This window comes from Streptococcus sp. V869 (genome assembly GCF_054353515.1).
Genome location: NZ_JBTHHW010000002.1, coordinates 299752 through 324471 on the forward strand (window position 1 = coordinate 299752; position 24720 = coordinate 324471).

Here is a 24720-nt window from a genome sequence, read left to right on the forward strand (position 1 = left end):
CACAAATAAAAAAGCGAGATACAATCTCGCTTTTTTATTATTATGATTAATCACCCAAACCGATGCGTTCGAAGATTTCATCAACACGTTTAGTGTAGTAAACAGGGTTGAAGATTTCGTCGATTTCTTCTTGAGTGAGGCGTGATATTACTTCTGGATCTGATTCAAGAAGTGGTTTAAAGTCTACTTGGTTATCCCATGATTGGGCAGTCTTTGGTTGAACAAGGTCGTAAGCTTGCTCACGTGTCATGCCTTTTTCAATCAAATTAAGCATGGCACGTTGGCTGAAGATCAAACCAAATGTAGAGTTCATGTTGCGGATCATGTTTTCTGGGAAGACTGTCAAGTTCTTAACGATGTTTCCGAAACGGTTGAGCATGTAGTCAATCAAGATGGTTGTGTCTGGTGCGATGATACGCTCAGCTGATGAGTGAGAGATATCACGTTCGTGCCAAAGCGACACATTTTCATAAGCTGTTACCATGTGACCACGGATCACACGCGCAAGACCTGTCATATTTTCAGAACCGATTGGGTTGCGTTTGTGAGGCATTGCTGAAGACCCTTTTTGACCTTTGGCAAAGAACTCTTCCACTTCCCGTTGTTCTGATTTTTGAAGACCACGAATCTCTGTTGCCATACGCTCGATAGAAGTTGCGATGCTCGCAAGAACTGCAAAGTACTCAGCGTGAAGGTCACGAGGAAGGACCTGTGTAGAGATTTCTTGAGCACGAATACCAAGCTTGTCGCAAACGTATTTTTCAACGAATGGTGGGATGTTGGCAAAGTTACCAACCGCACCAGAGATCTTACCAGCTTCGACGCCAGCAGCCGCATGCTCGAAACGCTCGATGTTCCGTTTCATTTCGCTGTACCAAGTAGCCAATTTAAGACCAAAGGTTGTCGGCTCAGCATGCACACCGTGGGTACGACCCATCATGATAGTGAACTTGTGTTCTTTCGCTTTGTCAGCGATGATGTTAAGGAAGTTTTCAAGGTCTTTGCGGATGATGTCGTTGGCTTGTTTGTAGAGGTAACCATAGGCAGTATCGACCACGTCAGTAGATGTCAAACCATAGTGAACCCACTTACGCTCTTCACCAAGAGTTTCAGAAACCGCACGTGTGAAGGCAACCACATCGTGACGAGTTTGCTGCTCGATTTCCAAAATACGGTCGATGTCAAAGTCCGCTTTTTCACGAATCAAAGCTACATCTTCCTTAGGGATTTCCCCTAACTCAGCCCATGCTTCGTCAGCTAAGATTTCCACCTCAAGCCAAGCACGGTATTTATTTTCTTCAGTCCAAATGTTCGCCATTTCTGGGCGTGAATAACGTTCGATCATGTTTAATTTTCCTTTCTTTTGATGTATCACATCAGTTAGCAACCGAGGGATATTTATTATAACTGTTTATCTTCAATAGCTTTTGTTTGCCTGTATTCAAATGCTTCAGCATCTTCATTCAGCTCCACTGTTAATTCTTTATGGGTTGCTAAAATACTTCTAATTTCATCAAAGGGAACTTTGAAATACTCTTTTCGTCCATTCACCTTATTTACTTTATAATTAGCAAGTTGATTGTGCAATTCTGTTTCCAGTGTAAATGCTTCTTCACTAAATATCAACGCATGAACATCAAATTGGAATGGTACAGATGCACTACTCAATTCCCTAATTCGTTCCAATGGCTCTAAACGACGAGTTACTCCAATTTTATATACATCTTCACCAAAAGAACCTATGTTAGATATCACATACACATAACCTGCCGTTGCATGACCTTCTCGATAATCAATATCTTCTTCAATTTCATCTAATTCAGATAGTTTATCTTGATATTCGTTCAATTGGCGTCTGAGTTCATCTACTTCATTATTTCTTGCTTCTTTCAGTAACTCTGTTACCTTGGCAACCATATTCTTAAAGTGGTCTCTGTCCTTCTCCAGTTGTTTTCGTTTCGCTTTAATCTCAGCTTGAAGTTTTTTATCTTCTCGTTCCTTTTCCCGTTGTTCACGAAGCAACTCTTTTTCTTCTTGTTTTTGAAGTTCGTACTCAGCTGCTAAACGTAGCTCTTCGATTTTCAAGTCTAAATATGGATAAGTGATTTCAATTAAATTCCGTGAATACATTTTATTCAACTGTTCAAATACTTTTCTTAAAGCTTTAATTTTATTATCAACATTTACCACTGAAACCTTGACTAAAAGAGCATCAGCCTCACCATTAAAACCTCTTAAAGCTGCTTTAATTAATTGATTCTGCATAGCCTTTCCCTTACTTTTACTATTATCTAAAAGCATAGGAGTGACTATTCTTCCAGCAGTTCCATTTTTAACCATGGATTTTTGTTGCATTCTTAAAGAATCTAATTTATCTTTATACTTTATACTATCAGAAAAGCTATATTGTCTTTCAAAGAAACCAAATTCCTGTAAATTTAGATTGCCATTTGCCACAGCAATTTCCTCATTTAATCGGGCTAACTCATTCCTCTTTTGAGAAAGTTCAGTATCTAGCGAGATTACTTCTTTCCCTTTTTTTATTTGTTGCTCCAATTTGGCTAGATCTACCTTTTTTATTTCAATATCATCAGTAAGCTTCTGTAGCTTAGCTTCTAATATTTCATCTTTTGGTTTTCCAAAATTAAATAATCCCATAATTTTTACTCAAATTCTTCTTTCCCAAATTCCTCAACCTCATCCGGCACACTACTAAACAAAGTCACATGTCCCATCTTGCGGTTGTGCTTCGCTTCTATTTTACCATACATGTGGAGGTGGGCGCTTGGATTTTCTGCAACATACTTTTCAGCGGCCTCAACGTGTTGGCCGAGAACATTGAGCATGACTGCTGGTGCATGAAGGGCGATTACTGGAAGTGGTGCTCCCAGAACACCCAAAATATGTGTGTCAAACTGGGAGAAGTCGCAAGCTTCGATTGAGTAATGGCCTGAATTGTGTGGACGTGGTGCGATTTCATTGACGATGATGTCATCAGCTGTCGCAAACATTTCCACGCAGAGCGTTCCAGAAAGGTTCAGCTGTTCTGCGATTCGCACTGCCATCACTTTGGCTTTTTCAGCTAGACTTTCTGAAATGCGAGCGGGCACAATGGTTTTTGAAAGAATGTTGTTGCGGTGGATATTTTCCTGAACGGGGAAGACTGTCACGTCCTTACCATTACCAGACACGATGACAGAAATCTCAAGGTCAAAGTTGACGAATTCTTCCAAGACACAGTCTGCTGAATCAGCTAGAGCATAGGCCTCTTCCAAATCTGCTTCTGAACGAATAACCTTTTGACCATGACCATCGTAGCCACCGGTCGCTGTCTTGAGGACATAATTTTTCGACAGATCGATATCTGTCAAATCTTGGCTTGAGGTCACAACCTTGTAAGGAACCACAGTGACTTGGGCCTTGTTGGAAAGAAAGTCCTTCTCAAAAATGCGATTTTGGGAAATGCGGAGTAGGTCTGTTCCTTGTGGAAGCTGGCCTTCTTTGATAACGGCATCCAAACCATCAGCATCGACATTTTCAAATTCATAAGTGAGAATATCACAGCGGTCTGCCAACTGACGAAGGGCTTCCACATCGTCGTAAGGAGCCACGATGATTTCCGCTACGCGAGAGGCCGGACAATCCGCTGCAGGATCCAGCGCGATAACCTTGTGACCCATATAGATAGCTGAGATTGCCATCATCTGACCAAGCTGACCGCCACCAATAATTCCGATTGTTTTAGATGAGCTCATTTGTAGACTCCTCTGCAATTTTTCCTTGTTCTTCTGCAAAATCCGCTAACGCTGTTGCAATAGCCTGGTCCTCTACTGAAAGGAGACGGAGGGCAAAGAGGGCAGCGTTAGTCGCACCCGCTTCACCGATAGCCATGGTTGCGACTGGCACACCACCTGGCATCTGAACGATGGAATAGAGCGAGTCCACACCGCTAAGAGCACGTGATTTGACTGGTACACCGATGACAGGAAGGGTTGTTTTCGCTGCGACCATCCCTGGCAAATGGGCTGCGCCACCCGCACCAGCGATGATAACCTTGATGCCACGGCTACGTGCTTCTTCGGCATGTTTAAACATGAGATCTGGTGTACGGTGAGCGGAAACAACTTTCTTTTCGTAGGCTACACCAAAGCGGTCTAAGACTTCTGCTGTTTTTTGCATGGTTGCCCAGTCGGATTTTGAGCCCATGATAATGGAAATTACTGGTTTCATTTCTTCTCCTTTTTTAATAATCGTCTAATGTAGTGCAGACGTAAGCGACCGCCTGAGGCGTTCCATTACTAAAACTGGAGCCTGAGTCTCCAGTTTTCCGCTCCTAGTAGCAGAGCTACTAGGAGTTCCACTACTGCGACAATTATCCTATACTAGCTCGCTAACGCTCGCAAATTAAGCGACCATTATCTTACTTTGGCTCGCTTTCGCTCGCCATGACAAATTTAGTAGCTGTTAATCTTTTATGGCTTTGCTTCCGATATCCGTACGATAGAAGAGGCCTTCTGTGTTTTGTTTGTTGAGTTCGTTGTAGATAATGTTTTGGCCGTCTTTGACGGTGTCTGCTGTTGTAACGAGCATGTAGACACGTCCGCCGTTTGAGAGGAGATCTTGGCCATTTTCAGCGAATTTAGCTCCAGCATAGTAAGTGATGATGTCACCCTCTGTCTTGGCTGGAAGTTTGACACCCTTCTCATAAGCGAGTGGGTAGCCGTTTGAGGCTACAACCACGCCTAGTGTCACACCCTTGTCCGTCCAAGTGATGGCTGGCTCTTTGCCTTCCAAAATATCGGTGATATTTTGTGCAAAGTCAGATGTCAAGCGAGGCAAGATGATTTGTGTTTCAGGATCGCCAAAGCGTGAGTTGAACTCAATGACTTTAGGGCCGTCAGCTGTCAAGATAAGTCCAGCGTAAAGGACACCAGTGTAAGGACGTCCTTCTTTAATCATGCCTTCAAGGACTGGCTTGACAATAGTGTCAACTGCTGTGTCAACCACGCTCTGTGGCAAGTGAGGAACTGGCGCATAGGCACCCATCCCACCAGTGTTAGGGCCCTTGTCGCCATCATAGGCACGTTTGTGGTCCTGAGCTGTTGGCATGATGTAGAACTTGTCCCCATTGACAAAGGCAAAGAGAGAGAATTCTTCCCCGTCAAGGAATTCCTCGATGACCATACGCGCACCTGAATCACCGAATTTATTGTCCAACAGCATCTCGTGAGCAGCTTCGACGGCTTGCTCAACCGTCTCCGCAACGACGACCCCTTTCCCTAGGGCCAAGCCGTCTGCCTTGACGACGATTGGACCGCCTTTCTCCTCGATGTAGGCCTTGGCTTCCTCAAAATTTGAAAATGTACCATAGGCTGCTGTCGGAACGTCGTATTTGACCATGATTTCCTTAGCAAAATCCTTAGACCACTCCAGCTCAGCCGCAGCCTTGGTCGGACCAAAGGCCTTGAGACCAGCTGCATTAAAATCATCTACGATCCCAGCTGCAAGAGCATCATCTGGACCGATAAAGGTCCAAGCAATATTGTTGACTTTTGCGAAGTCAATCAGCTTAGAATGTTCGGAAATAGAGATATTTACCAAATCAAGTCCATCTAAGGTCATCCCGTCATTCCCAGGAGCCACGAAAACTTGCTCAACATCTTTAGACTCCAACAACTTTTTGGCAATCGCATGCTCACGACCACCTGAGCCGATAACTAACAGTTTCATCCATCAACCTCTTTTGCGAATTATTTACTAACATTATATCATAAACGTTCGTTTTAATCTTGTTTCTTTAAGTTTTTTTAAACAAAAAAGGAAAGAAACTATTTTCTTCCCTTTCGTTTTCTTAATGTCTAAAATGTCTCACGCCTGTGAAGACCATAGTCAAACCGTATTTATCAGCAGCCTCGATAGACTCTTGGTCACGGACTGAGCCACCTGGTTGGATGATAGCCTTGATACCTGCCTTAGCAATTTCTTCCACATTATCTGCAAATGGGAAGAAGGCATCTGAAGCAAGAACAGCACCATCAAGACGGTCTTTAGCTTGGTCAATAGCAATACGTACTGAAGCCACACGGTTGGTTTGACCTGGGCCAACACCAAGTGTCATGTGATCATTGGTCACGATGATACCATTTGATTTGACATACTTGATAGCCTTCCAAGCAAATTCAAGAGCTGTCGCTTCTGTCTCAGTTGGTTGGCGTTTAGTAACCACTTGCCAGTCAGCTGGACTTTCTTTGACCACGTCTTGGTTTTGAACGAGGAGACCTCCAACAACACCTGTGTATTCTGCTTCTGCTTCGCTGGCATCTTGTGCATCAAATGGCAAGGCTAGGATGCGCAAGTTTTTCTTCTTGGTTGTCAAAATTTCAAGCGCCTCGTCTGTGTAGCTTGGTGCAATGATGATTTCGAGGAAAACGCCGTGCATCTTTTTAGCTGTCGCAGCATCTACTTCACGGTTGAGAACGACAATACCACCAAAGATAGACACTGGATCAGACTCATAAGCGTAGTCCCAAGCAGTTTCGATATCGTCAGCTTGACCAATCCCACATGGGTTCATGTGTTTGAGAGCCACAACTGTTGAACGATCTTTGAAGTCACGGATGATACGGATAGCGGCATCAGCGTCACGAATATTGTTGAAGGACAATTCTTTACCGTTGAGTTGTTTAGCTGAAGCAATTGAGTAAGCAGTTGGCAAACCCTTTTGGTAGAAGTCTGCATCTTGTTGAGGATTTTCACCGTAACGCATTGGTTGCTTAAGGTCGTAAGTCAAAGTAAGTTTTTCAGGTTTTGTTTCACCCACTTGAGCTGTGAAGTATTCTGCGATCAACGCATCATAGGCTGCTGTGTGGCGGAATACTTTCGCTGCAAACCGTTGGCGAGTTTCGTAGCTTGTTTCACCGTTGGCTGCCAATTCATCCAAAACCACAGCATAGTCAGCAGGATCTACCACAACTGTGACGCTAGCGTGGTTCTTCGCTGCTGAACGAAGCATGGATGGACCACCAATATCGATATTTTCAACCGCATCCGCGTAAGTCACGTCCGGTTTAAGAATCGTTTCCTTGAATGGGTAAAGGTTGACCACAACAAGATCAATCAATTCAATTTTGTTATCCTTAGCAGCCTCTAGGTGGCTATCGAGATCACGACGAGCGAGAAGGCCACCATGGATATTTGGGTGGAGGGTCTTGACACGACCATCCATCATCTCTGGGAAACCAGTCACATCATCGATGGCGATAGTATCCACCCCAGCATTGTCAAGGGCAACTTTAGTACCACCAGTTGAGATGATATCCCAACCAAGTTTTTTGAGTTCTTGGGCAAATTCAACAATGCCCGCTTTGTCTGAGACTGAAATAAGTGCTCGTTTAGTCATTTTTCTCTTCCTTTTTAAAAAGTTCTTCAGCTACTACAGTCGAAATTATTCTTTCAGTTCTAGCACTTCCTTATTTGCGTGCAACTCCCAAATGTTCCAAGACTTCTGGATAGAGTTTGTACTCTGTTTCGTGGATGCGAGTCTCGAAAGTATCAAGGGTATCCCCTTCAAGGCGTGGCACACGGACTTGTTTGATGACCTTGCCTGTGTCAACGCCCGAATCCACCCAGTGAATGGTCACACCGCTCTCAGCAACACCTGCATTCCAAGCATCCTCAATACCATGAGCGCCTGGAAATTCAGGGAGATAGGCTGGATGAATATTGATGATACGGCCTTCATAAGCTGCTAGCAAAGTTGGTCCGACGATTTTCATGTATCCTGCGAGACAAACGAGGTCAATCTGGTGTTCATCCAAGAGTTCGACAATGGCTCCTTCATAGTCTGCCTTGTTTTCAAATTCCTTGAGTTCAAAAGCGTAGGATAATACCCCAAGATTCTCTGCACGCTCAAGTACATAGGCATCCCGATGATCTGAAAAGACAAATTCTACTGGAAATTGTTCCGCAATCACCTGAAAGTTTGAGCCGTTGCCAGAGGCAAAAACAGCGATTTTTTTAGCCATTACTTAATCACCACACTTGCGCCATCTTTCTTCACAATTCGACCGATTTCATAAACTGGTTCGTCAAGAAGTTCTTTGACCCGTTCCACATTCTCTGGTTTAACCGCAAGCATGAGACCAATCCCCATGTTGAAGATTTCAAACATTTCTTCATGTTTGATTTGGCCATATTTTTCAAGAGCTTTGAAGATCGGAAGAACTGGCACTTTGCTTTCGTCAATTTCAGCAGCCAAGTCATCTGAGAACATACGTGGCACATTTTCGATGAAACCACCACCTGTGATGTGGGCAATTCCGTTGACCAATTCTTCTTTGATGAGCGGCAATGCTGCTTTGACGTAGATACGAGTTGGTTCCAAAAGGACGTCTTTAAGCTTCTTACCTTCTAACTCAGGCAATACTTCTTCCCCTGTGTAATCAGCAAAGACACGACGAACAAGTGAGTATCCATTTGAGTGGATTCCGCTTGAAGCAAGTCCGAGAAGGACGTCACCCTCTGCTACTTTTGAACCGTCGATGATTTGAGATTTTTCTGCAACACCAACAGCAAATCCAGCCAAGTCATAGTCGTCTTCGCCATACATACCAGGCATTTCAGCAGTTTCACCACCGATAAGGGCTGCACCGGCTTGTACACAACCTTCAGCCACACCAGCAACGACTTGTTCTAGTTTAGCTGGTTCATTTTTACCAGTTGCGATATAGTCCAAGAAGTAGAGAGGCTCTGCACCTGCAGCAATGATATCATTGACACACATGGCCACACAGTCCTGACCGATAGTATCGTGTTTGTCATACTTGATAGCCAGCATGAGTTTAGTTCCGACACCGTCCGTCCCTGAGATCAAGACCGGCTCTTTGACACCTGTTTTTGAAAGGTCAAACATACCACCGAAGCCACCAAGAGCTCCCATGACACCCGCACGCTCCGTACGTGCTACGTGTTTTTTAATCCGTTCTACAACCTCATAACCCGCTTCAACATCCACACCCGATTGAGCATAAGCATTCTTATTTGTCATTTTTCTATTCCTTTTCCTTTCCTTCAATGGGAATTTTATTTGTAAAAACTCGTTTTCTCTTCCAAACTTCTACGATATTCTTCTTCATAGTCATAGAGAGGAGTTGGATATTTCCCATCAAAGTAAGCGACACAGAGCCCACCATTTGGAGCATCTGTTTCAATCCCAATAGAGTTAATCAATCCATCAATCGAAAGATAAGTCAGGCTATCCGCACCAATGATTTGGCATGTTTCTTCAACCGTATGATTAGCCGCAATCAGCTCCTGACGTGTCTGGATATCAATCCCGTAGAAACATGGGTAGGCAAGAGCAGGGCTCCCAATAGCAACGTGCACTTCCGATGCTCCCGCCTCTTTCAAAAGTTGGACAATACGACGAGATGTTGTCCCTCGTACAATGGAGTCATCAATCATGACCACGCGCTTGCCTTTCACGACACCAGAAACAGCAGAAAGTTTCATCCGAACCCCTTGCTCACGCAATTCTTGAGTTGGCTGGATAAAGGTACGTTGCGTATATTGGTTCTTGATAAGTCCCATTTCATTTGGCAGACCTGATTCTTCAGCAAAGCCCATAGCTGCGCTGAGCGAGGAATTTGGTACACCGACTACGATATCCGCTTCGTGCTTGAACTCACGTGCCAATTGCGCTCCCATTCTCTTACGGGCTGTATGGACATTGACACCATGGATGTTGGAGTCAGGACGAGCAAAATAGATATATTCCATGGAACAGATAGCCAACTGAGTATCGTTTGTGTAGCTATCATACTGGATACCATTGTCGTCAACAATGACAATCTCGCCTGGTTTCACGTCGCGAATCCACTCAGCGCCGATGACTTCAAAGGCACAGGTTTCAGATGAAACAACAACTGCTCCATTGGCCATTTTCCCGATTGATAGAGGTCGGAACCCGTTTGGGTCAAGAGCTGCAATCAACTTATCTTCAAACATCAAGAGATATGCGAAACCACCTTTGACAAGACTAAGTGCTTCTTTGACTTTCCCCATCAAGTTCGGATTGTGGCTACGGCGAATGAGGTGAGCCAAGATTTCAGAGTCAGAGGTTGAGCTGAAAATCGCTCCTCTTTGTTCCAATTCTTGCTTGAGTGATTCTGCATTGGTCAGATTCCCATTATGAGCCAAACCAAACTGCATATCGTGAAAACGGAAGAGGAAAGGTTGGATATTGTCTACAGAAGCTTCTCCCGCAGTCGCATAACGCACGTGCCCAATCGCTCCAGTTCCTGTCAATTTATCCAAATTCGCAGGATTTTTGAAGACTTCTGATAAAAGCCCCATATCACGATGACGCTTCAATTTCCCTTGGTCATTGGAGAGGATTCCTGCCCCCTCCTGACCACGGTGCTGAAGACTATGGAGTCCAAAATAGGTCAATTTGGCAGCATCTGGGTGACCCCAGATACCAAAAACACCACATTCTTCATTAAGAGATTTTACTTCGTATGTCATTTTTTATACCTTTTATTTTCCAGTAAAGTATTTCACAGCTGATGCAAAGAGATGCTGGTCTTTATTTCCTGGAATATTTTGGAAGAGACCGTCTTCGAAACGTTCTGAGTGACCCATCTTACCAATAATTTGACCGTTCTTACTTGTGATACCTTCGATCGCATTAACAGAACCATTTGGATTGTATTTAGAATCCATGCTTGGTTTACCATCAAAGTCAACATATTGGGTAAAGATTTGACCATTGTCACGAAGCTCTGCAAATTCCTCAGCTGTCACGACAAACTTACCTTCACCGTGTGATACTGGGATAGCATGGATGTCACCAATTTCTACTCCCGCAAGCCATGGTGAGTTCGTGTTGGCAATACGTGTTTCCACCATCTTAGCCACGTGTTGGTTAGCATCATTGTAGAAGAGGGTTGGACTCGTGCTACTTGCATCTTCAAAGTTACCATATGGAAGAAGACCAGATTTAACAAGGGCTTGGAATCCGTTACAGATACCGATAATCAAACCACCACCTTCGATGAAGCTATCGATAGCTGCACGTACTTTTTCATTGAGCAAGATGTTCACGATAAATTTAGCTGATCCATCTGGTTCATCGGCTGCTGAGAAACCACCTGCAAAGAAGATAATATTAGCTTTTTCGATATTATCAACCATAGTGTCAACAGACTTGACAATCGCTTCTTCATTAAGTGTTACAAATGGTACCAAGTTGACTTTGGCACCTTCTTTTTCAAAGGCCTTAGCTGAATCGTACTCAGAGTTAGTACCTGGGAATACTGGGATGTAAACCACAGGTTTCTCAACTGTTTCTTTAGCTTTGATCACAGCATCTGATGCCACAGCAGGTACTTCTTCCAACTCAGTTGCTTGTGCAAATTCCGTTGGGTAAACCTCTTCCAATTTACCTTGAAAGGCACTGTCAAGTTTGTGTCCATCAAGCGTTACACCATTGACAGTAAGTGTAAAGTCAGCTGCTGTGTGTCCAATCTTGGCAACACCTGAAATCTCTTCCGGAGATGTGAAGACGAATCCGCCCAATTGAGCTGTCAAGGCAGTTTCAAGATTTTCAAGGGTTACAGTGGCACCAATATGGTTACCAAATGTTGCAAGGGCAAGAGTTTCAACCACACCACCATATTTGACAGCTGATGCAGCTGTGACTTTATGGTCAGCTTGGATGGCTTCAAACTTAGCAAAGTTAGACTTGATGAGATCGAAGTCAATTTCTTGTGCCAAAACTTGACCAGAAATATAGTAAATATTTTCACCAGCAGCTTTGAATTCTGGAGAAAGAACCTTACGGCTATCGGCAGTTGTTACCCCAAAAGCAACCAAGGTTGGTGGTACTGTCAATTCTTCAAAGGTACCAGACATAGAGTCTTTACCACCAATAGATGGCAACCCAAGTTGAATCTGAGCTTCGATTGATCCAAGGAGAGCTGCTACTGGTTGACCAAAACGCTCTGCTTGTTTATCCATACGCTCGAAGTATTCTTGATAAGAGAAACGAGCCTTAGACCAGTTGGCACCAGCAGCAACCAAACGAGCTGTTGCTTCGATTACTGCATAAGCAGCGCCATGATATGGAGACCATTCTGCTACATAAGGGTTAAATCCTTGCGCCATGACAGAAGCAGTTGTAGTCACGCCATGTTGGACTGGCAATTTCTGTACAGAAGCTTCGGTTGGTGTGATTTGGTAGCGACCACCAAGTGGGTGATTGACTGTTGAACGACCAACTGAACTATCAAAGATAGTTTGTAACCCTTTTTGACTGGCATGATTCAGGTCAGCCAAGACTTCAAGAGTATCAGCTTCAAGGGTTTCAGCAGATGTTTGACGTTCTTCTGGAAGCTTGACATCCTTGTCAACGACCTTAGCATCTACAACCACACGTACACCGTTTGTATCAAGGAAACGACGTTCCAAATCAACGATGGTTTCACCATTCCAGTGCATGACAAGATTTGGTTTTTCAGTTACTGTTGCAACGACAACAGCATCAATATTTTCTTTGTTACATGCTGCAACGAAGGCATCTACATCTTCTGGACGAACCACTACAGCCATCCGTTCTTGAGATTCAGAGATGGCAATTTCTGTACCGTTCAAACCTTGGTATTTCAATGGCACTTTGTCTAGATCAATTTCAAGACCATCTGCCAATTCACCGATAGCCACGCAGACACCACCAGCACCAAAGTCATTTGATTTCTTGATCAGACGTGTCACGTCCCCATTACGGAAAAGACGTTGAATCTTACGTTCTTCGATGGCATTCCCTTTTTGAACCTCAGCACCAGCTGTTTCCACAGACTCAACCGTTTGAACTTTAGAAGAACCTGTCGCACCACCAACACCGTCACGTCCAGTTTTACCACCGAGCAAGATAATCACATCACCTGCTTCAGGTTTTTCACGGACAACATTTTCTTTAGGAGCCGCACCGACAACTGCACCTAGCTCCATACGCTTAGCAACGAAACCTGCGTGGAAGTATTCACGAACATAAGTTGTTGCAAGACCAATTTGGTTACCGTATGAAGAATAACCGTGAGCCGCTGTTTTAGAGATCACTTGTTGTGGCAATTTACCAGCACGAGTCTCTGAAATTGGAGCTGTAATATCACCAGCACCTGAGATACGCATAGCTTGGTAAACGTATGAACGACCTGACAATGGGTCACGAATGGCACCACCGATACAAGTAGCCGCTCCACCGAATGGTTCGATTTCTGTTGGGTGGTTGTGAGTTTCGTTCTTGAACATAAGAAGCCATGGTTCTTTGATACCATTGACATCTACCTCAATTTCAACAGAGCAAGCATTGATTTCATCAGACACTTCCATGTCATCCAAACGACCATTGGCACGCTCATAACGTCCAAAAATAGTCGCCATATCCATCAAGGTTTGAGGTTTTTCTGTACGTCCCAACTCATCACGCATAGCAATATACTTGTCGTAAGTCGCTTGCAATTGTTTTTCAAATTTAGAAGCTGAGAAATCGATGGTTTTCAACTCAGTCTCGAAAGTGGTATGACGGCAGTGATCAGACCAGTAAGTATCCAACACCTTCAACTCAGTCTCAGTTGGAACACGTCCAATAGACTTGAAGTAATCTTGAATGAAGAGAAGGTCATCCACTTCCATTGCCAATCCTTGCTCTGCCTTATACTGTGCAAAATCTTCTGCCGTATAAGTTTCAAAGAAATCCAAGCTTGGAATGGTCTTGTCAGACTCAGAGAAATCCTGTTTCGCAATGCCAAGAGTGATATCTTTGAAACGAGAATCCACTGGGTTCAAAAGGTAGTTTTTGACAGCCGCCAACTCATTTGCATCAATATCCTTGTTAACCAAGTACAATTGTGCTGTGTTCACTGTTACATCATTTGAACTACCCAACAACAGCAAAGCTTCCTGTGAAGATGCCGCACGTTGGTCAAATTGACCAGGCAAACTTTCGATAGCAAAGAAAGCATACTTTTCAAGATCGGCCTTAACTGCAGCTTCGTCCAAAACAGTATCGGTCACTTGCTCAGAGAAGATATGTTTTTCCGCACGCGCAAACAAGTCCTCTGCCAAACCAAAAACATCGTAAACCTGAACAATCCGAAGATCCTTCAACGTTTTCAACTGAAGATTATGCTGCAATTCTTTTACTAAAGACTGAGATTTCACACGAAAATCAGCTTTTTTCTCAACGAAAATACGTTTATCCATTTTATTTCCTTTATTTCTATTCAAATAGGTTATCGAAGACGAAGGTTTTCCGTTTCAAAAAGATCACTTCAAACCTTGCAATTTTTCTAAAACAACTTTATATACATCCGTTAAGCTGCCCAAATCTCTACGGAAAACATCCTTGTCCATATGGTGCCCTTCCGCATCCCAAAGGCGGCAGTTATCTGGTGAGAATTCATCTGCCAAGATAATTTTGCCATCCTTATCAAAACCAAATTCCAATTTGAAGTCAATCAAACGCAGACCAATTTGTGCAAACCAATCTTTCAGCAATTCATTGATCCGACGCGTTTCTTCCTTGATATAGGCAATTTGTTCATCATTGGCAATATCCAAGAACTTGACGTGTTCATCATTGATAAATGGATCGTCCAACTCATCGTTTTTATAGTAAAATTCAACGATTGGAGTTTCCAAATCCAAACCTTCTTCAACGCCAAACCGTTTGGAGAAAGAACCTGCAGTCACATTACGAAGCACAACCTCCAAAGGAATGATGGTCACCTTCTTATTGAGTTGTTCGGTATCAGAAATACGCTTGATAAAGTGCGTCTCCACTCCAGCAGCATTCAATTTTTCAAAAACAAGAGACGAAATCTGATTATTCAGCACACCTTTGCCTTCGATGGTCTCTTTACGAGCCCCATTCAGCATAGTGGCTTGGTCCTTATAAACGGACTTAATCACATGTTCGTCTTCTGTACTATAAATATCTTTAGCTTTTCCCGTATAAATAAGTTTGCTGGACATTTTCTTGTTCGCCTTTCGTATTACTTTACATCATTCTAACATAACAAATACTAAAAATCAAATATTTCACGAACTATATTTGATACCATATTTGAAAAAGTACAGAAAAATCGCAAACGATTTTTCATTTGCGATTTTCTAATATTGATTTGAGTTAAAATGAGAACTTTATTCTTGTTTCAAAAAAACAAAATATGTATTCAAAATCACAACGTGGGTATCAAGAAAATATTTTAACCTATTTTTCAATCCACTGCTTAATTCTTATAATTTCTTTTCGGTAGCGTATGTCAATCTCACCATTACTCACTATTAAAATCTAAATTGAAACAAATTACTACTAATCAATTTATCTTAATCAATTAAGGAAAAAATAAAAATTGCACTCTAAAAGTTAGATATAAAAATCTAATACTTAGAGTGCAATTCATTTACTTTGTTTTTAATTTTTAGTTATTCAAAGCTGCTGCCATTGTAGCTGCAACTTCTGCTTCAAAGTCATTTGCAGCTTTTTCGATACCTTCACCAACTTCAAAGCGAGCAAACTCAACTACTGTAGCGTTAACTGATTCAAGGTATGCTTCAACTGTCTTGCTGTCATCCATGATGTAAACTTGTGCAAGAAGTGTGTAGGCTTGGTCAACTTTAGTGTTGTCAAGCATGAAACGATCCATTTTACCAGGAATAATTTTATCCCAGATTTTTTCTGGTTTACCTTCTGCAGCTAATTCAGCTTTAATATCTTCTTCAGCTTGAGCGATGACTTCATCAGTCAATTGAGCTTTAGAACCATATTTAAGGTGTGGAAGAGCTGGTTTACCAACCATTGCACGGCTTTCGTTATCTTGGTCGATAACGTGGTTCAATTGTGCCAACTCATCTTTAACAAATTGCTCATCCAATTCTTTATATGAAAGAACTGTTGGTTTCATGGCAGCGATGTGCATTGAGATTTGTTTAGCAAGCGCTTCGTCTCCACCTTCGATTACAGAGATAACACCGATACGTCCACCATTGTGTTGGTATGCTCCGAAGTGTTGTGCATCTGTTTTTTCAAGCAAAGCAAAACGACGGAATGAGATTTTTTCACCGATTGTAGCTGTTGCAGATACATATGCAGCTTCAAGAGTTTCACCTGAAGGCATTGTCAAAGCAAGTGCTTCTTCGTTGTTAGCTGGTTTACCTTCAGCGATTACTTTAGCTGTAGCATTTACCAACTCAACGAATTGAGCGTTTTTCGCAACGAAGTCAGTTTCAGCATTTACTTCAACTACTGCTGCAACGTTACCGTTAACAAATACACCAGTCAAACCTTCTGCAGCAACACGGTCTGCTTTTTTAGCTGCCTTAGCCATACCTTTTTCGCGGAGCAATTCGATCGCTTTTTCGATATCACCTTCAACTTCAACCAATGCTTTCTTAGCGTCCATAACACCAGCACCAGATTTTTCACGCAACTCTTTTACAAGTTTAGCTGTAATTTCTGCCATTTTGATTCTCCTATATTTTTTTAAAAATAGGAGAGCTGGGCTAAGCCCCGCCCTCCTAGGTAATAATTACTTATTTGAACTAAGCGTTGTCGCCTTCTACAACTTCAACGATTTCTTCGATTGAGTCTGCTTGAGCTTCTGAAGCTGCAAATTCAGCTTCAACTGCCGCTGCGTCTTCACCTTGACGACCTTCGATAACAGCGTCAGCCATTTTCGCAGTGATCAATTTAACAGCGCGGATAGCGTCATCGTTCGCTGGGATGATAACATCGATATCATCTGGGTCAGTGTTTGTGTCGACCATCGCTACAACTGGGATACCCAATTTCTTAGCTTCTTTAACAGCGATTTGTTCTTTATGTGGATCAACTACGTACATTACGTCTGGGATACGAGGCATGTCTTCGATACCACCCAAGAATTTTTCAAGACGTGCACGTTGTTTGTTAAGAAGTGCAACTTCTTTCTTAGGAAGAACGTCAAAGATTCCTTCTTCTTCCATGCGTTTGATTTCTTTCAAACGAGCGATACGTTTTTGGATAGTTCCCCAGTTAGTAAGAGTTCCACCCAACCAACGGTGGTTGATGTAGTATTGACCTGAACGTTCTGCTTCTTCTTTAACAGCGTCAGCAGCTTGTTTCTTAGTACCAACGAACAATACAACTGCATCGTTAGCTGCAGCATCACGCATAAAGTCGTATGCTTGGTCAGCGTATTTTACAGTTTGTTGCAAGTCGATAACGTGGATTCCGTTACGCTCAGTGAAGATGTACTTAGCCATCTTAGGGTTCCAGCGACGAGTTTGGTGACCAAAGTGTACACCAGCCTCAAGAAGTTGTTTCATTGAAATTACTGCCATGAGTATTTCTCCTTTTTTGTTTTTTCCTCTTCTTGATTTCAACTTGCAAAACAACCAAAAGGCAACAGTTTCACAATTCATCAAGAATGAGTATTATCGTTCACACGACAAGTTTCATTTTATCATAATTGGAGCTTTATTTCAAGTAATTTTGTTATTTTCTCCTTATTAAATTACTATTTAAAAGCTCTAAATTTAAAACATCTCAACATATACTGCTGAGATGTTCTAATAGCTAATTTTTTAAAATTTAATGTAGGGGTGTTTATGCTATCTACTTCGAAGTTTCTTACGAATCTTATAAGCTAGATTAAACAAGAAATATAATGAACTAGTTGGATAGTTAAACTCACCAGCAAACTCCTCAATAGTGGGATTAAACTTAGATTTAAAATTAAATAACCCGCCTTCTAAGTTGTTTTCAATTCCACCCATATTATGAGTCTCTGCCCCACGTTCAAATGAATGTTGAGCTGTCTCAAACCATGTAGGAATAGCAGGTTGATAATGTCTAAATTCCTCATTCATTCCAGCATATAAGTTTTCAGAAGTTTTCCCAAATTCGATGGTTAAAGTTCCAGACAATGGAACGACACTGTACCCTCTATCAATATGGCTCTTAAGAAAAGAAATTTCTTCCTCTAATCGTTTTCTCTCTTGCTGATTCTCTTTTATTTTGCCTTCTTTCGTTTTATCAGTAAATTTCTGCGCTATTTTAAGATTCTTTTCGAGTTGCTGCTCAACTTCTTTCAGTCTATTAGGTAAATCTAAGTAGCTTAGTGTGATAAAAGAGTGATTAGGATAAGTAGTCAGTAACTTTTGATAATAATCTTTGCCTCGTAAACTGATATTCTTACGAGACTCTGTTTTCTTCATTAAAAATGAAAATTCATCTAATAAATCAATTCCACCGAATTTCACTTCCAATCCTTTATTCCTTGCAGTTCGGATTGCCTGTCTAGTGGACTTGGATAGTTGATCCAACGAAAAGTTCTCTTTATGAATATTAGCTTGAAAACGTGGTTGTATATTTTCTGCCATATCCTTTGTTAAGCCTGTCCAATAAACTTTATTTTTTTTCAGTTCTTCAATAATTTCTAAAGTCCTAGAATTTTGGACAGTTTCTTGCCCAATAAGACCTCTACTGATAAATAAACTTGGATCAAATTTAACCATTATTGCATGGCTTTTTTTAGCAAGTTTTTTCAATGTTAAAAGCACAAATTTCAGAAGTTCTTTATCTTTATAATCAATAACTGGACCTCGTGGAATATAGAACATAGAAAGTCCTAATGGTAGTGGCTGAATTAAGATATTCGCCACTCCAACTAGTTGATCCTCTTTATAAAAGCCAACTCTTTCATTCCCCCAAGCATCCTTTATCTTGGACCAATCACTACTCTGCAATAAATTTCCTTGAGGATGATTTTGTAAAAATAAATCCCACTCTTTGACATCAACATTCGTTTTATAAGTAAACATAATTCCAGTACCAATTCCCTTTAGAAACCATTTTTTATTAACAAGCTACACTCGTACTAAATCTCTAAATTTCATCTAACTTTAACTAAATAATTATTAAGAATAGAATACAAAATAAGTTCAAGTAATTATATAATGAAATTTATTTTTCAGCACTATACAAAGGGTGAGATTAATAAAACCTCACCCTAAATTTAGTAATAATCAGTATATTAGTTTGGATAAATGTATCTTACTGTACCACGTGATGCTGTAGGATTAAACCATCCACGATAATTTCCAATTGGTTGATTTCCACTACCATCATAGTTACACTCAGAAACTTGAATGCGCGTTGTTGATTCAACGGCTGTAACAACTGCTACGTGTCCATATCCACCATCATCCCAACAAGCAATCGCACCAACTTGTGGTGTAGAACCTGTACGGAAACCTGCTGCTGCTGCACTGGTAGCCCACTGACCACCATTACCCCAATAATCACCGGCCCATGGAGCCAAGGTCTTAGCACCCCATGTACATTGACCTACAGGGTAACTTGAAGCGCTTGAACTATAAGTTGGTCGTTGACTTACAGTAGTTGCTGCAGGTGTGTAGCTTGAATCATCATCTGATGATGAAGCTGATGAAGAACTTGAAGTTGCTTGTACTTGTGCAGCAAAAGTTGTGTTGGCTGAAGCTGCGAGTGATTGTTGTTGACTTGCTTGTTTAGCTTTATAAGCTGCTTCTGCCTCTGCTGCTGCTTTAGCTTCTGCCTCTGCTGCTGCTTTTTTCTCAAGCAAGCTAGCTTTTTCGTTTTCTGCTGTAGCTTTTTCAGCTGCAAGATTCAACTCAGCTACTTTCAATTCTGCTTGTTTTGTTGTCAAAGCTTGAGCATCGTCAGCAAGCGTTTGTTGGTTAGCAATGACTGTGTTGATTGCTTCGTTGTTTGCAACTTGTTTTTCAGAGATAGCTTTCTTATCTTCTTTTTGTTGCTGCAACATTTTATTGTTTGCTGATACGATTTCACTCATGGCTGCTACACGAGAAATAGCTTCTGTGATCGAGTCAGAGTTAATGATCGTATTGATGTAACTTGTAGCAGTTCCGTTTGTTTGTGCACTACGAGCTTGGTTTTCAAGCGATTCATTACGTGCTACGATATTTTTTGAAAGCTCTGCGATTTCACCTTCAAGTTTTTTAGATTCTTCTTGAAGTTTTTCGTTTTCAGATTGTAATTTTTCTTGCTCTGATTGAATAGCTGAAACTTTAGTTTGAATTTCGTCTACTTGTTTTTGAGCTTCTTTCTGTTGAGTTGTCAACTCACTAATTTTGCTATCTTGAGCAGCAATTTTTTCATCTGTTGTATTGGCTTTAACACTTGAAAGTACAGCTCCATTTGAAAGCAATACTGTACTTAACATAAGTGATGCTAGAATTTTTTTCTTCATAAGTGTAATACTCCTTCTTTAAAAAGACAATACTAGTATATCAAAAAAAGGCCTAATAAATATTACGCCTTTATTACAGTTTTGTTTCTTTCTTATAGATATATTTTTTCAAAAATATATTGAAAAACCAACATCCATAAACAGTTCAATATCATAGTAGGTACAAGACTATAAACCATAAAAACGGATAGATTTTCAGCAGTTAGCCCGACCACCTCTGCCAACATAAAGCTTCCAAACTCAAAAATGAAAGTCATCATTAAGACAGCTAGCAATCTGGTCCATCTATTTAACAAAATGACAGAGTTACTTTTATAGACAATTGCTCCAATAATCACAAAAAGAAGACTTGCAATTCCAATCAGATGGAAGAAGTAAACATCGTATAATAGACCTAGAACCAAACAATAAGCTAAAAACAGATACTCTGATACTTCAATTGTTTCAAATAATAAGAAGATAAAGATAAAGTGGCTAACAATTTGTAAATGTGGGAAAAAGCTATTTACAAGCTGCCCTAAATGGCTATCTATTAAGACAATCAAGGGTAAGAGTAAGAACATTCCTATCTGCTTAACAAGTCTCATGACGCATTCCCCACTAACTCTACAACCTTAAGATTCATTGGATCAGCGTGTAGCTTAACCATAACTTCTCTTGTTAGATAGTCAGTACTATGTGTCACTGATACGACTTCTCCTACAGAAATATCTGTAGCATTAAAGTTTCCCAAACCTCCAGTCACCACTTTGTCGCCTTGGCTAATGTCGCTATTGCTATTGAGCTGGCTGATTTTCAAAAGTTCTTTTTCCTTATCATAACCGATAATAATACCATAAATGCTACTAGAACCGTGCTGGATTTTAACGGAAATCTTCTCTGTATTCTCAGCGTTTGTCAATAAATTGACCACAGTTGAGTTGTCTTCTACTTTTTCAACACTTCCAACCAATCCTCCACCAGCAACAACAAGCATGTTTGTTGTTGCTCCTTGTTGAGAACCAACGTTAACTGTTAATTCTTGTTTCCAGGTTGATGGGGTTCTCATGATGACATCCGCAGCAATTAACTTGGTCGCATTTAATTTGGACTTCATATCTAATAACTTACGTAATTGCTCATTTTCTTCCTTCAGACTGTCTGCTTCATTCGTTTCTTTTTCCATTTGATAGAGTTCTTTTTTAAGAGTTTCATTCTCATTATAAGCTCTCGTCAAATTTCCTAAATCAGACTTTGTGGATTCTAACCATTGGAATGGCTTTTGAACAACTCTATCTATCAGAGAAATGCCATCTCCAACTTTTGTCACAACCGCACTTGATTTCGTCATCACTAAAAAAACTGAAACCACTAATACAACGACAAATAGAACAATGATATATTTTGATTTTTTAAAACGGTTCATACCTCTACCCTATCTCATTCTATACTTCACTCTAGGATTTTAACAAAAATAGAATACCGCCCAAGACACAAATAAGTAATAGAGCTACACTATCTTTATTCATCCAATTTAACTGTCGATACTGGCTGCGTCCGTTCCCACCTTGATATCCTCTAGCTTCCATGGCTGTAGCAAGGGAATCCGCTCGTTTCAAACTTGTAGCGAATAAAGGAATCAAAATAGGGATCATAGCCTTAACTTTTTGGATTACATTTCCTTCTCCAAAATCTACCCCACGCGCCTTTTGAGCGTTCATAATTCGAATCGTATCATCCATTAAGGTTGGTACAAAGCGCAAACTCATAGACAACATGAGCCCGATCTCATGAACAGGAACCTTGAATCTTTTCAAGGGTCCAAGTAAGGACTCAACTGCTGTAGCCAAGCTTAATGGCATGGTCGTCAAGGTAAGCAAGGTTGAGAAAAAGATAATCAACACAAAGCGGCAAAAAATGATTCCTGCCTGTTCAATACCATGACTCGTGATTTTTATGAATCCCATCTCGAACAAGACATCTCCACCAGAGATAAAGAAAAGTTGAAAAAGGGTTGTAAAAGCAATCAGAAAAAACATAGATCGCAAACCTTTTATGAAAAAGGATAAGGGAACTTCAGATAAGGCTACAAATATACCTGTTGCAACGAAAAGGATCACATTAGTTATTGGATTATTAGCCCAAAAAACGATAATAATTAATAAAATCATTGCCACTAACTTACTACGAGGATCCAAACGATGAACAATCGAATTTCCTGGTATGTAACGACCTAAAATCATGTTATCCATTGATGAACTCCTTAAACTCCTCTATCGTTATCGGCAATTGTTTAAAAGAAACTCCTCGTTCAGCTAGTCTTTGAGCAAATCTTGTGATTTTTGGAACACCCAATTGGATTTTTTCCATAAATTCGACATTTTGAAAGACAAGACTTGGTTTCCCACTCTTAACTAATTTCCCTTTTTCCATTACGTAAACTTGGTCAGCAAATTCTGCTACATCATCCATAAGGTGAGTCACCAAAACAATCGTGATACCATCTTGATGAAGCTTTTTAAACAAGGTCATCAACTCTTTTCGGCCAATTGGATCCAAGCCCGCGGTTGGCTCATCTAAAACCAAAATTTTAGGTTCCATTGCTAAAATCCCAGCAATAGCAACCCTTCTCATTTGTCCTCCTGAAAGTTCAAATGGACTACGTTCAAAAAGTGACTCGTCAATTCCCACTAAAGCTAGTTTTTCACGCGCGATAACTTCTGCCTCTTCTACAGAAACTCCAAAATTTTGAGGTCCAAATGCCACATCTTTTAAGACTGTTTCCTCAAAAATTTGATTTTCAGCAAACTGAAAAACCAAGCCTACTTGTTTGCGAATTTGACGAATTTGCTTATTGACTGATGTTGATGTAATCAATGTATCAAAGACACGAACACTTCCCTCTGTAGGAACTAGCAAACCATTCAAAAGTTGAAGGATTGTAGACTTTCCGCTTCCTGTATGCCCAATAATCGCAGTATAAGAGCCATCCTCTATTGTCAAACTGACATCAGACAAGGCAACTGAGGCAAACGGCGTTCCTTCTTGATACGTATAACTAACATTGTCTAGAATAATTCCCATAAAGCCTCCTCAAGTTCCTCTTCTGTAAGATAGAACTCTGGCAAATTCAAACCACTAGTACGTAATGATTCTTTCAATTGGTTGACAAAGGGTTGATCTAAGCCAATTTGATCTAAATCTGACCTAGAAAATAATTCTCTAGGAGTGCTTGTTGACTCGACTTTCCCTTTTTTCATTACTAAAACACGGTCACTCATAGCAACCTCATCTAAATCATGCGTAATAGAGATAACTGTCATCTGGTGGTCTTGGCGAATCTTCTGGACTATCTTAATCAACTCTAGTCGCCCTTCTGGATCCAACATACTTGTAGCCTCATCCAAGATTAAAATATCTGGTCGCAGAGCTACAACTCCTGCAATTGCCACTCTCTGTTTCTGACCTCCAGACAAGCGAGCTGGTTCTTTTTTTGTAAATTTCGCCATCCCAACTAATGACAGAGCTTCAGAGACTCGTTTCTTCATCTCTTCAAGTGGAATCCCTTGGTTTTCTAGGCCAAAAGCTACGTCATCTTCAACAGTTGCTCCTACGAACTGATTATCGGGATTTTGAAACACCATACCAATCTTACGTCTTTTCTCCCAGACATTTTCTGGTGTTAGGCAATCACCATCTATCCAAATTTCTCCAGATTCAGCCTCGAGTAAGCCATCAATCAAGCGAACTGTAGTTGATTTCCCACTCCCGTTGTGACCAACGATTGACAACCATTCTCCACGTTTCACGTGAAACGAAATGTTATGAACATCATAATGTTCTTGATCTGCCTGGTATCGAAATGACAGATCCTTAATTTCAATAATCGATTCCATATCTAGCGAAAGGTTCCTTTAAATAAATATGCGCTTCCCTTGAAGTAATCATAACCAGAATAAACTGTGAAGAACAAGGCAATATAAAGAGTTATTTGACCGAGCAAATTCCAATGGAATAACAAGAAGATAATCGCGAACATCTGACTAAATGTCTTGATTTTTCCTGGCATTGCTGCAGCTAAAACAGTACCTCCGGTTTCAACTAAAAGCAAGCGCAAACCAGTAACTGCAAGTTCACGACAAATGATAACAGCCACTACCCAAGCAGGAGCCATATCTAGGCCAACTAGCATAATAAAGGCCGACATTACCAATAGCTTATCAGCCATTGGATCCGCAAATTTCCCGAAATTGCTAACGACTTGCCATTTTCTAGCTAAATAACCGTCTAAATAGTCAGTGATACTTGCAATGGCAAAAATAATTGCTGCTATTTTATGTAACACAGGAGATGAGCCAAATGATAGAAGGAGAACAAAAATCGGAATAAATAAAATTCTACCAAGCGTAAGTATGTTAGGAATATTTTCTTTTTTCATATTATCCTT

General features: G+C 40.9%; 21 protein-coding genes. All 21 read right to left on the reverse strand.

Going from position 1 to position 24720, the window contains the following annotated elements:
* Positions 1-46 precede the first annotated feature (46 nt).
* Complete coding sequence (gene purB / locus ACXYSN_RS06905; RefSeq protein ID WP_458636589.1) at positions 47-1345, reverse strand: adenylosuccinate lyase; 1299 nt, start codon at positions 1343-1345, stop codon at positions 47-49.
* Positions 1346-1401: 56 nt separating this feature from the next.
* Entirely contained in the window at positions 1402-2658 is a 1257-nt protein-coding gene (locus ACXYSN_RS06910) for a DUF4041 domain-containing protein (protein ID WP_458636590.1), read from the reverse strand.
* Between the two features lie 5 nt (positions 2659-2663).
* Positions 2664-3755 (reverse strand): 5-(carboxyamino)imidazole ribonucleotide synthase, encoded by a 1092-nt coding sequence (gene purK, locus ACXYSN_RS06915; protein WP_458636591.1) that lies wholly within the window; start codon positions 3753-3755, stop codon positions 2664-2666.
* Positions 3742-4230: a 5-(carboxyamino)imidazole ribonucleotide mutase gene (gene purE, locus ACXYSN_RS06920; RefSeq protein ID WP_000805604.1), complete on the reverse strand. Its 489-nt coding sequence runs from the start codon at positions 4228-4230 to the stop codon at positions 3742-3744. The genes purK and purE overlap by 14 nt, the downstream gene beginning before the upstream one ends.
* Positions 4231-4464: 234 nt before the next feature.
* Complete coding sequence (purD, locus tag ACXYSN_RS06925; RefSeq protein ID WP_458636592.1) at positions 4465-5730, reverse strand: phosphoribosylamine--glycine ligase; 1266 nt, start codon at positions 5728-5730, stop codon at positions 4465-4467.
* A 121-nt stretch (positions 5731-5851) separates the two neighbouring features.
* On the reverse strand, positions 5852-7399 hold the full coding sequence (purH, locus tag ACXYSN_RS06930) for a bifunctional phosphoribosylaminoimidazolecarboxamide formyltransferase/IMP cyclohydrolase (RefSeq protein ID WP_458636593.1): 1548 nt from the start codon (positions 7397-7399) through the stop codon (positions 5852-5854).
* 70 nt (positions 7400-7469) lie between these two features.
* Positions 7470-8024: a phosphoribosylglycinamide formyltransferase gene (gene purN, locus ACXYSN_RS06935; protein ID WP_458636594.1), complete on the reverse strand. Its 555-nt coding sequence runs from the start codon at positions 8022-8024 to the stop codon at positions 7470-7472.
* Entirely contained in the window at positions 8024-9046 is a 1023-nt protein-coding gene (gene purM, locus ACXYSN_RS06940; RefSeq protein ID WP_458636595.1) for a phosphoribosylformylglycinamidine cyclo-ligase, read from the reverse strand. Before purM ends, purN begins: the two co-directional genes overlap by 1 nt.
* A gap of 35 nt (positions 9047-9081) precedes the next feature.
* The gene (gene purF / locus ACXYSN_RS06945) at positions 9082-10524 is read right to left on the reverse strand and encodes an amidophosphoribosyltransferase (protein WP_458636596.1); all 1443 of its coding nucleotides are present in this window, start codon (positions 10522-10524) and stop codon (positions 9082-9084) included.
* Positions 10525-10536: 12 nt separating this feature from the next.
* Positions 10537-14262, reverse strand: a complete 3726-nt coding sequence (locus ACXYSN_RS06950; protein ID WP_458636597.1) for a phosphoribosylformylglycinamidine synthase — start codon at positions 14260-14262, stop codon at positions 10537-10539.
* 63 nt (positions 14263-14325) lie between these two features.
* On the reverse strand, positions 14326-15033 hold the full coding sequence (gene purC / locus ACXYSN_RS06955) for a phosphoribosylaminoimidazolesuccinocarboxamide synthase (RefSeq protein ID WP_458636598.1): 708 nt from the start codon (positions 15031-15033) through the stop codon (positions 14326-14328).
* Between the two features lie 449 nt (positions 15034-15482).
* Positions 15483-16523, reverse strand: a complete 1041-nt coding sequence (tsf, locus tag ACXYSN_RS06960) for a translation elongation factor Ts (protein WP_006150917.1) — start codon at positions 16521-16523, stop codon at positions 15483-15485.
* Positions 16524-16602: 79 nt separating this feature from the next.
* Positions 16603-17382 carry a 30S ribosomal protein S2 gene (rpsB, locus tag ACXYSN_RS06965; RefSeq protein ID WP_006150920.1) on the reverse strand — a complete coding sequence of 260 codons (780 nt, stop codon included), beginning with the start codon at positions 17380-17382 and terminating at the stop codon, positions 16603-16605.
* Positions 17383-17652: 270 nt separating this feature from the next.
* The gene (locus ACXYSN_RS06970; RefSeq protein WP_458636599.1) at positions 17653-18864 is read right to left on the reverse strand and encodes an aminoacyltransferase; all 1212 of its coding nucleotides are present in this window, start codon (positions 18862-18864) and stop codon (positions 17653-17655) included.
* A 212-nt stretch (positions 18865-19076) separates the two neighbouring features.
* The gene (pcsB, locus tag ACXYSN_RS06975; protein WP_458636600.1) at positions 19077-20294 is read right to left on the reverse strand and encodes a peptidoglycan hydrolase PcsB; all 1218 of its coding nucleotides are present in this window, start codon (positions 20292-20294) and stop codon (positions 19077-19079) included.
* 92 nt (positions 20295-20386) lie between these two features.
* Complete coding sequence (mreD, locus tag ACXYSN_RS06980) at positions 20387-20881, reverse strand: rod shape-determining protein MreD (RefSeq protein ID WP_025170039.1); 495 nt, start codon at positions 20879-20881, stop codon at positions 20387-20389.
* Complete coding sequence (mreC, locus tag ACXYSN_RS06985) at positions 20878-21699, reverse strand: rod shape-determining protein MreC (protein ID WP_235083574.1); 822 nt, start codon at positions 21697-21699, stop codon at positions 20878-20880. The genes mreD and mreC overlap by 4 nt, the downstream gene beginning before the upstream one ends.
* 31 nt (positions 21700-21730) lie before the next feature.
* On the reverse strand, positions 21731-22525 hold the full coding sequence (locus ACXYSN_RS06990) for an energy-coupling factor transporter transmembrane component T family protein (RefSeq protein ID WP_303943423.1): 795 nt from the start codon (positions 22523-22525) through the stop codon (positions 21731-21733).
* Positions 22518-23357, reverse strand: coding sequence for an energy-coupling factor transporter ATPase (locus tag ACXYSN_RS06995; protein WP_373113922.1), 840 nt, complete (start codon positions 23355-23357; stop codon positions 22518-22520). The genes ACXYSN_RS06990 and ACXYSN_RS06995 overlap by 8 nt, the downstream gene beginning before the upstream one ends.
* Entirely contained in the window at positions 23342-24169 is an 828-nt protein-coding gene (locus tag ACXYSN_RS07000) for an energy-coupling factor ABC transporter ATP-binding protein (RefSeq protein ID WP_458636601.1), read from the reverse strand. The genes ACXYSN_RS06995 and ACXYSN_RS07000 overlap by 16 nt, the downstream gene beginning before the upstream one ends.
* A gap of 2 nt (positions 24170-24171) precedes the next feature.
* Complete coding sequence (pgsA, locus tag ACXYSN_RS07005; RefSeq protein WP_458636602.1) at positions 24172-24711, reverse strand: CDP-diacylglycerol--glycerol-3-phosphate 3-phosphatidyltransferase; 540 nt, start codon at positions 24709-24711, stop codon at positions 24172-24174.
* Positions 24712-24720: the final 9 nt, after the last annotated feature.

Bases quoted from the DNA above. Each gene is read 5' to 3' on its own strand.
- purN (WP_458636594.1), bottom strand. From the start codon at position 8,024: ATGGCTAAAAAAATCGCTGTTTTTGCCTCTGGCAACGGCTCAAACTTT.
- purH (WP_458636593.1), bottom strand. From the start codon at position 7,399: ATGACTAAACGAGCACTTATTTCAGTCTCAGACAAAGCGGGCATTGTT.
- ACXYSN_RS06970 (WP_458636599.1), bottom strand. From the start codon at position 18,864: ATGTTTACTTATAAAACGAATGTTGATGTCAAAGAGTGGGATTTATTT.
- pcsB (WP_458636600.1), bottom strand. From the start codon at position 20,294: ATGAAGAAAAAAATTCTAGCATCACTTATGTTAAGTACAGTATTGCTT.
- purE (WP_000805604.1), bottom strand. From the start codon at position 4,230: ATGAAACCAGTAATTTCCATTATCATGGGCTCAAAATCCGACTGGGCA.
- ACXYSN_RS07000 (WP_458636601.1), bottom strand. From the start codon at position 24,169: ATGGAATCGATTATTGAAATTAAGGATCTGTCATTTCGATACCAGGCA.
- mreD (WP_025170039.1), bottom strand. From the start codon at position 20,881: ATGAGACTTGTTAAGCAGATAGGAATGTTCTTACTCTTACCCTTGATT.
- purK (WP_458636591.1), bottom strand. From the start codon at position 3,755: ATGAGCTCATCTAAAACAATCGGAATTATTGGTGGCGGTCAGCTTGGT.
- purC (WP_458636598.1), bottom strand. From the start codon at position 15,033: ATGTCCAGCAAACTTATTTATACGGGAAAAGCTAAAGATATTTATAGT.
- purF (WP_458636596.1), bottom strand. From the start codon at position 10,524: ATGACATACGAAGTAAAATCTCTTAATGAAGAATGTGGTGTTTTTGGT.
- ACXYSN_RS06990 (WP_303943423.1), bottom strand. From the start codon at position 22,525: ATGGATAACATGATTTTAGGTCGTTACATACCAGGAAATTCGATTGTT.
- ACXYSN_RS06995 (WP_373113922.1), bottom strand. From the start codon at position 23,357: ATGGGAATTATTCTAGACAATGTTAGTTATACGTATCAAGAAGGAACG.
- ACXYSN_RS06910 (WP_458636590.1), bottom strand. From the start codon at position 2,658: ATGGGATTATTTAATTTTGGAAAACCAAAAGATGAAATATTAGAAGCT.
- purB (WP_458636589.1), bottom strand. From the start codon at position 1,345: ATGATCGAACGTTATTCACGCCCAGAAATGGCGAACATTTGGACTGAA.
- ACXYSN_RS06950 (WP_458636597.1), bottom strand. From the start codon at position 14,262: ATGGATAAACGTATTTTCGTTGAGAAAAAAGCTGATTTTCGTGTGAAA.
- purM (WP_458636595.1), bottom strand. From the start codon at position 9,046: ATGACAAATAAGAATGCTTATGCTCAATCGGGTGTGGATGTTGAAGCG.
- tsf (WP_006150917.1), bottom strand. From the start codon at position 16,523: ATGGCAGAAATTACAGCTAAACTTGTAAAAGAGTTGCGTGAAAAATCT.
- mreC (WP_235083574.1), bottom strand. From the start codon at position 21,699: ATGAACCGTTTTAAAAAATCAAAATATATCATTGTTCTATTTGTCGTT.
- rpsB (WP_006150920.1), bottom strand. From the start codon at position 17,382: ATGGCAGTAATTTCAATGAAACAACTTCTTGAGGCTGGTGTACACTTT.
- pgsA (WP_458636602.1), bottom strand. From the start codon at position 24,711: ATGAAAAAAGAAAATATTCCTAACATACTTACGCTTGGTAGAATTTTA.
- purD (WP_458636592.1), bottom strand. From the start codon at position 5,730: ATGAAACTGTTAGTTATCGGCTCAGGTGGTCGTGAGCATGCGATTGCC.